Consider the following 12424-nt stretch of genomic DNA (forward strand, 5'->3'; position numbering starts at 1 on the left):
TGACCTCAGCTCGACTGGGCAAGATGCCCATCCGCCAGTTCCTCCACCGTCTCCGGCTCATCCGGCAGCGCGGTAATCACGCTGAAATCGCTCACTTCCACCTCGCCGCCGCCATACCCCAGCAGATGGAAGGAAAACGCCTTGCGCACGGTGGGGTTGTCGAAGTCGAACTCCATTTCCAGCGGTTCGTCGGCCGTCACCCGCATCTCTTCGGGTAGCCCGAGCTGCACGTCCTGTTCCAGCTCCTTGGCCTTGAGGCGGATAAACGCCGCGTGCCGGGGATCCAGCGCCCGCACCTTCAGACGCACACGGGTACGCGAGCCTTCGGGCATCTCCAGGTACTGCGCGCCGATCAGGTTGTCCGCCCAGTCATCCTTGATGCGCTCTGCCAGGGCGATAGGCGAAGGCCCGCCGAACTGGTAGCGCAGGTTGAGCGGGGTCTGCAGCAGCGACTGGTCGAGGCTGGCGGCCAGCAGATTGAGCTGCGGACCGAGGCTGTCGTCGCCACGGCCGAGGAACTTGGCCTGGTCGGCAATGAATCCTGTGCTGGCATAGCGTCGGCAGCGCTGCTGGAAGTCGCATTCGCTGAGGGTGCCCTGGCCATCGTGGTAGCGCAGCATGCCATTGGTGTAGGAGATCATCTCGCGGCCGCTGTCGTAGTCGCGGTACAGCGAGCGTCCGCCCAGGGCTGCCGGGATCGGCAGGGCGAAGTAGTCGAGCAGGGAGGTGCTCAGGTCGATATGGCCGTAGGTACCCTGCTTGAGCCTGGGCAGTTGCGCCTGTTCCGGCGCCAACGTGAGGTTGAAGCCCCAGGCCGAGGCCAGACGCACGCCGTCGATGCCATGGGATTCGTCCGAAGTGACGATCACCAGCGTGTCCTCCAGCACGCCCTGTTTCTCGAGGTTGTCGAGGAAGCCGCCCAGGGCATCATCAAGGTAGGCCACCGCGGCCTGCTTGGGCGTGTCGAAGCGTTGCAGATAGGCGTCGGGCGCCGAATAGGGCTGGTGGGTGCCGACCGTGAGCAGGGTGAGCATCCACGGCTGGGGGTGCTTGCGCAGCTCGCCGACGTAGTCGAGCGCACCTTCGAAGAAGGCGCGGTCATCCTTGCCCCAGGGGAATTCCAGGTAGTTGTCGTTGGCGAACCACTCCAGGCCATGCACCGCGTCAAAGCCGATGTGCGGCATGATCCGGTCCTTGGCCATGAAGCGCAGCCCGGCGCCTTGAAGGTAATGGGTGGCGAAACCGGCTTCGCGCAACTGGGCCGGCAGGCACGCCTGGTTGCGTTGCTGCTGGGTCAGCAGCTCGACGCCCTTGGGCGTGCCGTTGGCCAGCTTGTCGTAGTCGCCGCAGAGCATCGCGTAGAGACCGCGAATGGTCTGGTGGGTGTGCAACACATAGTCAGGGGTGTTCATGCCGCGCTCGGCCCACTGGCTGAGCCGCGGCATCAGGTCCTGCTCGAAGCGGCTGCCCAGTGCCTCGCGGTTGGGGCGCAGGTAGGCACCGGGGATGCCCTCGACGGTGATGATCAGCAGGTTGCGCGCTTTGCCTGGGGCGTCGAGCAGCTTGGCGCCATTGAGGTCGGATTGGGTCAGGCCGGCGCTGGACAGCGCCGTGACCGCCGGCACATGGCCCATGCCACGCAGGGCCTGATGCTGTAACTTGCCCACTGCTGCCGACAGCGCCTGGTGGGTGAGGCCGTACTGTCGCCACTGGTCGGCGTCCGAGGGCGCCAGTTGCTGGCCGCCCCAGTGCAGGCCAAACAGCGCCACAGGCACGGCCCAGAAACGCCGGGGCAAGGGGGCGCCGGCAGGCGACCGCCATACGCTTGTCAGCCATATGCCAAGGCCTGCGACCAGCAGGGCGGGCAGCCAGGCATGGGCGAGGGCGCCGGCGGTGGAGTTCTCCATGAACTGCGGGTCGACCAGATAGGCCAGGTCGTCGACCGTGGGCAGTCGGCCGACGGCACTGACCAGCTCGGCGGATGCCACCCACAGGCCGCCCCAGGCCAACAGCAGCGGCAAGGCCAGCCACCAGGAGCGACGATGGGCGAGCAGCAACAGCAGGCTGCCGATGGCGAGGTCCGATAGGTAGCCGAAGGGGTTGGACCAGCCCAGCAGGGCGCGCGCGGTCAGCGGAATCACCAGCACCAGGATTGCCAGCGTGGCAAGGCGGGCGCGAGGGTGACCGAGCAGGTTGTTCACGAAACTTTCCTTATTGCCATTAAATCGTCACAAAACTGTGCGCGATGATAACAGGCCGATGCCAGGAAAGTCGGTCGCTACAAAACCGGTAACCAAATCCCGGGCCCTGGATCGGGCCCGGCTGGAGGGTCAGAAGTAGTACGGGAATTTCAGGCTGAACGAGAAGTCCGGCGAGTCCTCGGTAAGGCCGATGGACAGGTTGGGGACGATGGTCAGGTTGTCGGTGGCGGCGAAGGTCAGGCCGATGTTGAAGTTGGCGGCGTTGTAGTCGCTGTTGGTGATCGACTGCCAGTCGCCGCCGTCCGGCTTGATCTTGCTCTTGCTGGCGAACTGGTCGGTGACCGAGAACGACATGCTCATGCGTTCGTTGAGGGCAAAGGCGATACCGCCGCCGATCTGCCAGGAGTCGCCCAGTTTCACATCACCCTTGACCTTGCTGTTGACCTGGGGGCTGATGTCGCTGAACGAATCCTGCATGTTGTAGGTGTAGGACAGGCTGGCGAACAGCACGGCGGGGTCGAAGGTCTTGACCAGCGAGATGCCCGGCGTGATCGCCCAGACACCGTTGCCGGTCGGCAGGCTCTCGGGCACCGACAGGTTGTTGTTGGTCGGGTCCTCGACCAGCTTGATGCCATAGGGGTCCTTGCCGGTAGGCGCCTTGACCCGCAGGGTGAGCACCGCGTCGGGCCAGTTCTCCGATTCGTCGAGGAACTTGTAGGCCACGCCGACGTTGACGTCGCCGATGGTCGGATCGCGGGTGACCGACGCATCGGAGGTGACCGGTCCGGCACCACCGGCGCCACCGGAGGAATAGGTCGATTCGCGGTAAACGATGGGTACGTTTATATCGAACTGCCAGCGTTGATCCATGTTGTAGCGGGCGGTCAGGTCCAGGGTCCAGTTGTCCGCCTTGATCCGGTCGAGGTTGATGTTGCCGAGGAAGATCGAGTCGAGGGCGAGGAAACCATTGAGTGTCAGGGCGCGGGTATCGTAGTGCGTGTAGGTGATGCCGGTCTCGACGCTGAACTTGCCGCCTCCGAAGAAGCCGCTGGCCTCGTCATACAGGTTGGAAACGCTTTGCGCGGGTTCCGAATCGTCCTTGAGCGACTGGCCATAGGAGCTGCCAGTGCTGCCCGGGGCGCCGGATGCAACGGTCTGCGCGCCTTTGGCCGGTGTCGAGGGGGACTTGGTCAGGCGCTTGGGCGGTGGGGCTGCCGGGGTTTCCTCGACCTGGCGCACGCGCTGCTCAAGCACCATCAGGGCATTCTGCTGGGCTTCGTAGCGTTGTTTCAGTTCGCGCAATTCCTGCTTCAGTGCCTCGACCTGAGGGTCCGGAGCTGCATAAAGCATGGTCGCAGGGGCCAATGTACTCAAACAGACTACAGCTCTGAACGTCAACGATCGTTGCATGGGTTAGCCGTCCCTTCTGACTACATACGATGAGACTGAGCGTAGATCAGTATCCGAGGGCGCGAAGACCTTTGAGCTGGTCAAGATTGCCGTTCAGCGCGGCAGCGGGCACGTTGTCGCGCAGCACGACGTTGAGCGAGGTCAGGTTGCTGACCTGGTTGCCGCTGCCGAGCAGGGTGGCGTTCTGCATCAGCCCGCCCTGGGCGATCTGCTGCAGGGTGCTGCCCTGGTTGTTGCTGGCCACGACGTTCATTTGCACGCCGGTACCGCTCGCGGAGACGCTCAGGGACCCTGCGGCGTTGCTGCCGACCAATGTCGAGCCCGCAGCCAGCACCTGGCCTTGCTGCGGCGCCTCAGGGGCCTGGTTGGCCTTGGTAACGTTGATGTCGACGTTGTTGTTGGCCAGGTTGTTGTCACCGGCCGCGCGCACCACCTGGGTGACGCCGACGGTGGTGTCCAGGCCGCCGCCACCGGTGACGCTGCCGGTGCCCCTGGCGCTGGACGAACCGCTGCCTTTCTCGTCGATCATGGACACATAGAACTGTGGCTTGATGGTCGACTGCTGCACCTGCATCGAGGTCTTGGCGCCGATGACATCGCCATTGGCGTTCTGCCAGGTGCTGCTCATGACCACGCCGAAGCTGATGATGCGCCCCGGCAGTACATAGCGTCCGCGCAGATTGGCCAACTCCTGATCCTTCAGTTCAATGGGTTTGAACGTCTCTGCCTGGATGGGCAGGGCGGTGGCCAGGCAGATCAGGGTGAGCCAGGCTGGAGTCTTCATGGGATGCTCCCGACGCGTCGCGCTCGATTATCGTTAGAAGAAGTCGCTGCGGATGAAGCCGAAGTCCATCAGTTCGGCGTCCTTGACCGGGGTGAAGTTGTTGATGCGGTCCTTGGCGCTCAACGGCAGGGGCGGGTCGAGCAAGGCATTGGTCTTGTCGTAGCCCTGGCCGATCACGGCGAAGATGATGCCGTTCCAGCCCTTGAGGAAGTCTTCGACCTTGTAACGTTTGTGGCCGAGCACCGGGTCGCCGATGTAGACCCAGCCCTTGTCGACCCGTTGCATGACCACGAAATGCTTGTAGCCACGGATGTCCATCAGCACCACCACGGGGATGCGCACGCTGCTCAGGGTGTCGGCGGCGACCCGGTAGCCGCGGGCACGCATGCCGAGGCTTTCCACATAGCGCTTCATGTCGAGCATCGAGAAGCCCTGGACCTTGACCAGGTCCTGGTCGGCGTGGGCCAGCATGCCCTCGATGATCGTGTGTTCGTCCACGTCCAGCCAGTAGGCTTGGCGCAGGATGGTTGCCAGCGCCGCGGCGCCGCAACTGAAATCGGTCTTCTGTTGCACCAGGTCGGCGAACTTGCGTTCGCGGATGCTCTGGATGGGCTTGTAGATCACCGCGCCCCCCGGCAAAACCGAAAGCGGCATCTGCGCCGCTTCGCTGTAACTGGCCATGCACAACAAAAACGCCAAGGCGATCATACGCATGGTCTTGCCCCCCAGATCCTGTTGAGGAAAAGGCCCCCCGAAGGGGGCCTCAAGGTCACAGCTGTCAGAACGAGGTGTTGGAGATGGCCAGCGAGTTGCTCTGCTGGTTGCCCACACCGGCTGCCACGTTGACGCCGAGGTTGCCGCTGCCGCCATTCACCGAGCCACTCAGGGTGGCGGTGTTGGTTACAGCGTTAGCCCAGCCGGTAGGAGTCAGCACCTGGAACGACACGGTTTTGCTCAGGTCGAACGAGCTGGATTCTTCGAAGCTGTTCGAACCGGACTTCGAGGACTCGGAGGCTTTGCTGCCCGATTTTTCGTACGAAGAGTCGTAGGCTTTCTCGAACGAGGAGTCGTAGGACTTCTCGAACGAAGAGCTGGAAGACTTGTCGCGCGACTTGTCATACGAGGCGTCGATCGAGGCGCTCAGCGACGCATCGAACGAGTCGGTGCGGCTGCGCTCGTGGCGGCCATAGTCCTGGGTGTGCGTCACGCTGCCACTCGCCGAGGCATCCAGCGAAGCGTTCAGAGAACCACTGGCCGAGGAGCTCGACTCATGGCTACGCGAACCGCTGGCGTCCGAGCTCTTCGAGCCACTGGCGTTCCAGCTGTTGGCACCGGCGGCCTCCCAGCTCGACGAGGAGCTGCGGTCCTTGCTGTAGCTGGAGTCCCTGTTGTACGAGGCGCTGCCGCTGGTGCTGGTGGTCAGGGTGATGGTGTCGAGGCGGTACTCGCGGTCACCGTTGTTGTTCACCACCAGGCCAGGACCATTCTGGTCGGCGGAGGCGGTGGCCGTGGCGTTACCCAGTGGCGCATTGGAGTTGGCAATGGCCATGGTGTTTTTCTGTTGGTTCAGGTCGCCACCGGCAATGTTGATGCCCATGTTGCCGCTGCCGTTGTTGCCCGAGCCGCTCATGATGCCGGAGTTGGTGGTGCCGTAGTTGGTGACCTTGTTGTTGTTGCTGTACTGGCGCACGTCGGCGGTGGCCGATGCCGAGCCGAACACGAAGGTGTTGTCCAGGCTCGAGTCAGCGCCGGCATTGGCGATGGCGGCGGCGTTGTCCTGCTGGTTACCAGCGCCGGCTGCCACGTTGACACCGACGTTGCCGCTGGTGCCGGAAGCCGAGCTGCTCATCTCGGCTTCGTTGACGGTGCCTTCGTTGCTGATGCGGTTGTTGGTGCTGCTTTGCTTGTCCCAGGCATTGGCGGTTGCATACACCGGGATCTTGGTAGGAGGAGGGGTGTGATGACCGTTGTTGTGATGACCATTGTGATGGTCGTTGCCACGCCGATCATTCTGTCCAGCTTGTACAGCCACAGCCATGATCGCAGCGATTGCGAAAACCAGAGGCTTGAGTGCCATCGAGGGTTTCATGGTGGTTCTCCGTACTTTATTTTAGGTTAAGTGTTGTTGTTACCTGTTTGGGTCAATCCGCGACCCGGATGCTCAGGGTGTTGGCCGTTCGGTTTCCCACCCCTGCACTCTGATTCAACTGCACCACGCCACGGCTACCGGTGAATGCCTGGTCGCTGGTGCTGACCTGACGATGGCCGGGTGTCTGGGCAGTTGGATCCGAGCTGTTGACCAGCGCCACGTTCTGTTGCAGAAGGACGCTGTCGTCGATGCTTTGTGGTTGGGCACTGACGCTGATGCGCAGTGCGTTGGCTTGCTGGTTGCTGGCGCCGGCGCTCTGGTTGACCCCCAGGATGCCGTTGCCGTGACTGAACGCCGTGCCCTGGATGCTGGACTGCGCGTCCATCGAAGGATCGACCTGGGTGCGCAGGCGCTGGCGGATCTGCGTGCTGGCGTTGGCGTCGTGGCCAATGGCGATGGCCCGGGCGTTGACCTGTTGCTGCTGGTCGCCGGCTGCCTGGTTGACGCCCAGGTTGCCTTGGTATTGCGCGCCGGAGCTGTCGATGGTGGCATTGTTGATCACGGGGGATTGGGCGAAAGCCGACGCGCTGCACAGCGTGGCCAGGATCAGCAGCGAGTGCCTCATGTCATTGGCCTCCGCCGAGCACTTTCAGCGCGCCCAGGCCTTGCTGGACGTTGGAGTTGACCATGTTGGCGATGCCGTTGCCGCCCGAGCCCGAGCCACGTCCGCCGGCAATGTTGGGCAACTGGGTCTGGTTGCCGATGTTGGCGCCGATGGTGTTGGTCTGCTGGGTGATCAGCGAGTTGATCCCGGCGCCGCTGGTGATGCCGGCGAAGTCGCCATCGCTCAGCTCGCTGGTCTGCTTGAGGATGTGCGCGGAGGGATTGGTGTTGACGGTGACCGGGTTGGGGTCGGGCATTACCGGAGCGCGTATAGCGCTGCGGGTCTGCACTTCGCGGGTGATGACGACGATGCCGTTGTCTGCCTGGGCGGGCAGGCTGAAGCTGGATCCCAAAGCGCAACCAAGCAGCAGGAGGTGACAGATCTTGCCTTTTTCTGGTTTCCCCACGATGGCAATTCCTTCTTCGGCGTTTGGGCCTGGGGCCGCGTTGCCAGAAGGAGAGCAGAAGCTGTGCCGGTTTTTGTTATTGCTTGAGAATCAGGATCTTGGGTGGGAAGCACTGTTGCGTCAGAGAATTGTTGTATCAGTGCTGAGACAGACCCCCGGTGAGTTGAGGGTCAAACCCTGCAATACCGGGCTTCGAGGGGAGGTCGGCGCAGGTGTATCACCGCTGTGACATTGCCCCCGAAACTGCGGGATTACGCGCAAATCCGGGGGCTATGGCCGGTCGGTGTGTATCAGTGGTTTAACATTCAGTGGGGAAAATCGGGGCTTTTCCGTCAAGCAAGCGTTGCACCGCCTCCAGCACCTTGGCGCTGCGTTGTGGCCAGTCACCGTCGATGATCTGCAGGTTCTGTCGATGGCGCTGCAACCAGGCCAGGCTGTCGTCGAAGAACGCCTGGCGTTCCTCCAGCCGGGGCTGGCAGCGTTGCCCGTCACCGACCCATTCGACGCCCTCGGGACGCAGCAGCAGGTGCAGGTCGTAATGGCGCGCCTTCAGCGCTTCTTCGATCCAGGCAGGGCAGTCGTTGAACAGTGCCTGACTCCAGAGGATGTTGCTGAGCAGGTGGGTATCGAGGATCAGCAGCTCCGGCGCCTGCGTTCGGCCATGATCTTCCCAGTCCAGTTGGCCACGGGCGATGGTGGGAATGTCGGCGTAGCAGGTATCGCGCTGTTCGCATTCCATGAAGTGGCGGACATATTCACCGACCAGCACGCCGCCGAAATGCGCCTGGATCTCGCCGCTCAGCCAGCTCTTGCCGCTGGACTCCGGGCCGCACAACACCAGGACCTTCATGCCGCCGCCAGCGCCGGATCGCGGCGCCACTCCAGCCAGCCGCGCACGGCGATGAGGGTTAACAGGGCGTAGAGCGCGGCGGTGAGGTACAGGCCCTTGTACAGGAACAGGCCGACGAAGATCACGTCCACGACTACCCACAACGCCCAGCACTGCAGGCGCTTCTGTGCCATCCACAGCTGCGCCACCAGGCTGAAACCGGTGAGGGCGGCATCCAGCCAGGGCTGGGCGGCGTCGGTCCAGTGCGCCATGCCCGCGCCCAGCAGCAGGCTGGCCAGGAGGCCGGCCGCCAGGCCTTTGAGCATCGGCGCGGGGGCCAGGCGGGTCACCTGGCGGGCGTCCTCGGTACGGTCGGGCCGGGTCCACTGCCACCAGCCGTACAGCTGCAGCACCGCGTAGACCAGTTGCAGGAGCATGTCCGAGTACAGCTTCACCTCGTAGAAGATCCAGCTGTACAGCACCACCATCACCAGGCCGATCGGCCAGCACCAGGGGTTCTGCTTGACGGTGAGCCAGACGGCGATGACGCCGAGCGCGGCGGCGAAGAGTTCGAGGCCGGACATCGGCGATCCTTGGGCGGGGAAAGGGCGGGATGCTAACCGCTTCGAGCGGCACGCTTCAAGCTGCGGGCGGAATCGGATCGGCCCGCAGCTTTCCGGCGCTAGACCCTGAACTGGCGCAGCAGTTGCTCCAGCTCCTCGCTCAGCCGCGCCAGGGCCGCCCCGGCGTCGCTGGACTGACGCGCGGCCTCGGCGGTCTGTTGCGACAGGTCGGCGGTTTCGGTGACGTTGCGGTTGATCTCCTCGACCACATGGGACTGCTGCAGGGTGGCACTGGCGATCGAGGCGTTGAGCGCGCCCAGGTTGCCCAGTGCCTGGCTGATGGCATCCAGGCTGCTGCCGGCCTCGCGGGCCTGCTCGACGGTCTGGCGCGAGGCTTCGCTGCTGGTGTCGATGGCCCGTACCGCGGCCTCGGATTGGCCCTGCAGGTGCTCGATCATGGTCTGGATCTCGGCGGTCGACTGGGCGGTGCGCTGGGCCAGCAGGCGCACTTCATCGGCGACCACGGCGAAACCGCGGCCCTGCTCGCCGGCGCGGGCGGCCTCGATGGCGGCGTTGAGGGCGAGCAGGTTGGTCTGCTCGGCGATCGAGCGGATCACCTCGAGCACGCCGCCGATCTTGGTGCTGTGGCTGGCCAGCTCGCGGATCACCTGCACCGCCTGCTCGATGGTCGCCGAGAGCCGGTCGATCTGCTGCAGGCTGCCGTGGATCGCCTGCTGGCCATGGCCGACCTGGGTCTGGGCGTTGCGCATCTCGCTGGAGGCCTGCTCGGCGTGCTTGGCCACGTCGTGCACGGCGTAGGAAACCTCGTTGATCGCGGTGGCCACCTGGTCCATCTGCAGCGATTGCTGGGTACTGCGGGCCTGGGCTGCGCCCGCGTTGTCGCCGACATGGCCGGCCGACTCGGCCAGGTGATGGGCAGCGCCCTGCAACTGGCCGACCACGCCCTGCAGCTTGCCGTTGAAACGGTTGAAATATTCGCCCAGAAGGGTGATTTCATCGCGGCCATGGGTATCCAGGCGCCGGGTCAGGTCGCTTTCGCCGCTGGCGATGGTGCCCATGGCTTGTACCGCCTCTTGCAGCGGGCGGGCGATGCTGCGGGCGATCAGCATCACCAGCAGGGCCATCAGCAAGGCAATGCCCAGGCCGACCAGCGAGGCGTCGCGCAGTTGGCGGGCGAACTCGGCCTGCACGTCGTCGACGTAAACGCCCGAGCCGATGATCCAGCCCCAGGGTTTGAACAGCTGGATGTAGGAGGTTTTCTCCACCGGTTCGCTGGCGCCGGGCTTGGGCCAGCGATAGTCGACCGGCCCCGCGCCCTGGCTGCGGGCCAGGGCGACCATCTCGTTGAACACGGCAAAGCCATCCGGGTCGCGGATGGCCGAGAGGTCCTGGCCATCGAGCTTGGGGTTGGCCGGGTGCATGACCATCTTCGGTTGCAGGTCATTGATCCAGAAATAGTCGTTCTGGTCGTAGCGCAGCCCGCGCACCACTTGCAGGGCTTGCTGCTGCGCGGCCTCGCGGGTGAGCGTGCCAACGGCCTCCAGGCCCTGGTAATACGTCAGGATGCCGGCGGCGGTCTGCACCACGTGGCGGGTCTTTTCGGCCTTGGCCTGGTACAGGTCGCCGTGGAGCTGGCGCAGCATCAGCAGGCCCAGCACCAGCAGCATGGCCACGGCCACCAGCAGGATCAGCCATAGGCGGCGGCTGATCGACATCGACCTCAGGGTCTTCATGATGCGTTACTCCAGTCTTTGTTCTTTTTATCCAGGGCATCCAAGCATGCTTTGCCGCCGGCCCCCACTCGACCAACGGCTAATGAGTCTTTCTTGACATCCTGTGTAGCAGGTAACGCAAGCCTTGAAACACAGGCTCTGCTAGGATTTCGGCCGCGCCAGATGAAACCTTTAGGCTGCTGAGCTTTTCAGCTGGCCTTGGGAGCCACTGTCGCTGTAAAAAGCACGCGCCGCGTGCGGCATCATTGAGTCAATCAAAACAAGCGGCCTGCCACGCGCAGCGTCGCACTTGGGGGAAAGATGGATTTTTGGAGTGCCTTGCAGGCAATCATCTTGGGCGTGGTCGAGGGGCTGACGGAGTTCCTGCCCATTTCGAGCACCGGGCACCAGATCATCGTCGCCGACCTGATCAACTTCGGCGGCGAACGCGCCATGGCGTTCAACATCATCATCCAGCTGGGCGCAATCCTGGCGGTGGTGTGGGAGTTTCGACGCAAGATCTTCGACGTCGTGCTGGGCCTGCCCACGCAGGTACCGGCACGACGTTTTACCGCCAACCTGCTGATCGCCTTCTTCCCGGCGGTGATCCTGGGCGTGCTGTTTGCCGACCTGATCCACGAGTATCTGTTCAACCCCATTACCGTGGCCGCTGCACTGGTGGTGGGCGGGGTGATCATGCTGTGGGCCGAGCGTCGCCAGCATCGGGTGGAAGTCGATCATGTCGATGACATGCGCTGGAGCCATGCGCTGAAGATCGGTTTCGTCCAGTGCCTGGCGATGATTCCGGGCACCTCGCGCTCTGGTTCGACCATCATCGGCGGCCTGCTGTTCGGCCTGTCGCGCAAGGCGGCCACCGAATTCTCGTTCTTCCTGGCCATGCCGACCATGGTCGGCGCGGCGGTGTATTCGGGGTACAAGTACCGTGAGCTGTTCCAGCCGGGCGACCTGCCGGTGTTCGCCCTAGGTTTCGTGGTGTCGTTCATCTTCGCGATGATCGCCGTGCGTGGGTTGCTCAAGTTCATTGCCAATCACAGCTATGCGGTGTTTGCCTGGTACCGGATTGCCTTCGGCTTGCTGATCCTGGCGACCTGGGAGTTCGGTTGGGTCGACTGGTCGACGGCGCACGGTTGACATGGCCCGTATGCAGCGTGTGCCTCAGGGCGAGGAGGGCGTGCGCCATGCACGCCTGAAATGGCTGGTACTGGTGGTGCTTTGCCTGTTGCCGGTGGTGGGTGGCCTGCGAATGGGGTTGAGTGATGGGACCTGGCTGCCGCTGGCGATGTATCCGCTGGTGAGCCTGGTCAGCTTGATGTTGTACTGGCAGGACAAGCAGCAGGCGCGGAGCCAGGCTTGGCGTACGCCGGAGAAGGTGCTGCATGCCAGCGAGCTGCTGGGGGGATGGCCAGGGGCGTTGCTGGCGCAGCAGGTGTTTCGGCACAAGACGCGCAAGGTTGCCTATCAGGTGGTGTTCTGGGGGATTGTTTTTGTGCATCAGGTGTTTTGGGTTGATTATCTGTTCTTGGCGGGGCGTTGGGGGGTTGTGATCTGAGGGTTGTTGTTGTTGTTGTTGTTGTTGTTGTTGTTGTTGTTGTTGTTGTTGTTGGTTTATAAGTTGTATGCGCATTCATTTGCGATGGCGACGCGAAGTCACCTTTCCGCCCTTACGGCGGGTAACTTTTTGAAGGATCAAAAAGTCACCAAAAAATCCTCGCTCCATTCATCCG

General features: G+C 63.3%; 13 protein-coding genes. 3 read left to right on the forward strand and 10 right to left on the reverse strand.

Annotated elements, in window-relative coordinates:
* Positions 1–5 precede the first annotated feature (5 nt).
* From HU735_RS20830 to HU735_RS20850, 5 genes are all read right to left on the reverse strand, one after another.
* Positions 6–2201: a sulfatase-like hydrolase/transferase gene (locus HU735_RS20830; protein ID WP_186715046.1), complete on the reverse strand. Its 2196-nt coding sequence runs from the start codon at positions 2199–2201 to the stop codon at positions 6–8.
* Positions 2202–2330: 129 nt separating this feature from the next.
* Complete coding sequence (locus tag HU735_RS20835; protein WP_050705490.1) at positions 2331–3611, reverse strand: hypothetical protein; 1281 nt, start codon at positions 3609–3611, stop codon at positions 2331–2333.
* A 46-nt stretch (positions 3612–3657) separates the two neighbouring features.
* Entirely contained in the window at positions 3658–4395 is a 738-nt protein-coding gene (locus HU735_RS20840) for a hypothetical protein (RefSeq protein ID WP_050705491.1), read from the reverse strand.
* Positions 4396–4428: 33 nt separating this feature from the next.
* Positions 4429–5109, reverse strand: coding sequence for a C39 family peptidase (locus HU735_RS20845; protein ID WP_186715047.1), 681 nt, complete (start codon positions 5107–5109; stop codon positions 4429–4431).
* A gap of 64 nt (positions 5110–5173) precedes the next feature.
* Positions 5174–6427 carry a heme utilization protein gene (locus tag HU735_RS20850; protein WP_346655374.1) on the reverse strand — a complete coding sequence of 418 codons (1254 nt, stop codon included), beginning with the start codon at positions 6425–6427 and terminating at the stop codon, positions 5174–5176.
* Between HU735_RS20850 and HU735_RS27405 the strand changes: the two genes are divergently transcribed.
* On the forward strand, positions 6356–6514 hold the full coding sequence (locus tag HU735_RS27405; RefSeq protein ID WP_346655375.1) for a hypothetical protein: 159 nt from the start codon (positions 6356–6358) through the stop codon (positions 6512–6514). The two genes, HU735_RS20850 and HU735_RS27405, sit on opposite strands and share 72 nt — an antisense overlap.
* A gap of 22 nt (positions 6515–6536) precedes the next feature.
* On the opposite strand, the gene HU735_RS20855 is transcribed toward HU735_RS27405, so the two are convergent.
* The 5 genes from HU735_RS20855 to HU735_RS20875 all read right to left on the reverse strand — a co-directional run bounded on the left by HU735_RS20855 (position 6537) and on the right by HU735_RS20875 (position 10700).
* A complete protein-coding gene (locus HU735_RS20855) occupies positions 6537–7109 on the reverse strand; it encodes an adhesin (RefSeq protein WP_084942182.1) in 573 nt (190 codons plus the stop codon).
* Between the two features lies 1 nt (position 7110).
* Positions 7111–7554 carry a hypothetical protein gene (locus HU735_RS20860; protein ID WP_050705495.1) on the reverse strand — a complete coding sequence of 148 codons (444 nt, stop codon included), beginning with the start codon at positions 7552–7554 and terminating at the stop codon, positions 7111–7113.
* A gap of 298 nt (positions 7555–7852) precedes the next feature.
* Positions 7853–8404 carry an AAA family ATPase gene (locus tag HU735_RS20865; RefSeq protein WP_186715049.1) on the reverse strand — a complete coding sequence of 184 codons (552 nt, stop codon included), beginning with the start codon at positions 8402–8404 and terminating at the stop codon, positions 7853–7855.
* Positions 8401–8967, reverse strand: a complete 567-nt coding sequence (gene pnuC, locus HU735_RS20870; RefSeq protein WP_186715050.1) for a nicotinamide riboside transporter PnuC — start codon at positions 8965–8967, stop codon at positions 8401–8403. Before pnuC ends, HU735_RS20865 begins: the two co-directional genes overlap by 4 nt.
* Before the next feature lie 98 nt (positions 8968–9065).
* Positions 9066–10700, reverse strand: a complete 1635-nt coding sequence (locus HU735_RS20875; protein WP_186715051.1) for a methyl-accepting chemotaxis protein — start codon at positions 10698–10700, stop codon at positions 9066–9068.
* A 300-nt stretch (positions 10701–11000) separates the two neighbouring features.
* On the opposite strand from HU735_RS20875, the gene HU735_RS20880 reads away from it, so the two are divergent.
* Both HU735_RS20880 and HU735_RS20885 read left to right on the forward strand, forming a co-directional pair.
* Positions 11001–11831: an undecaprenyl-diphosphate phosphatase gene (locus HU735_RS20880; protein WP_050705499.1), complete on the forward strand. Its 831-nt coding sequence runs from the start codon at positions 11001–11003 to the stop codon at positions 11829–11831.
* A gap of 1 nt (position 11832) precedes the next feature.
* On the forward strand, positions 11833–12249 hold the full coding sequence (locus tag HU735_RS20885) for a DUF1294 domain-containing protein (RefSeq protein WP_186715052.1): 417 nt from the start codon (positions 11833–11835) through the stop codon (positions 12247–12249).
* The last annotated feature ends 175 nt before the right edge of the window (positions 12250–12424 follow it).

The organism is Pseudomonas sp. BW16M2, assembly GCF_014268865.1.
In the GTDB taxonomy this organism is placed as follows: domain Bacteria; phylum Pseudomonadota; class Gammaproteobacteria; order Pseudomonadales; family Pseudomonadaceae; genus Aquipseudomonas; species Aquipseudomonas peradeniyensis.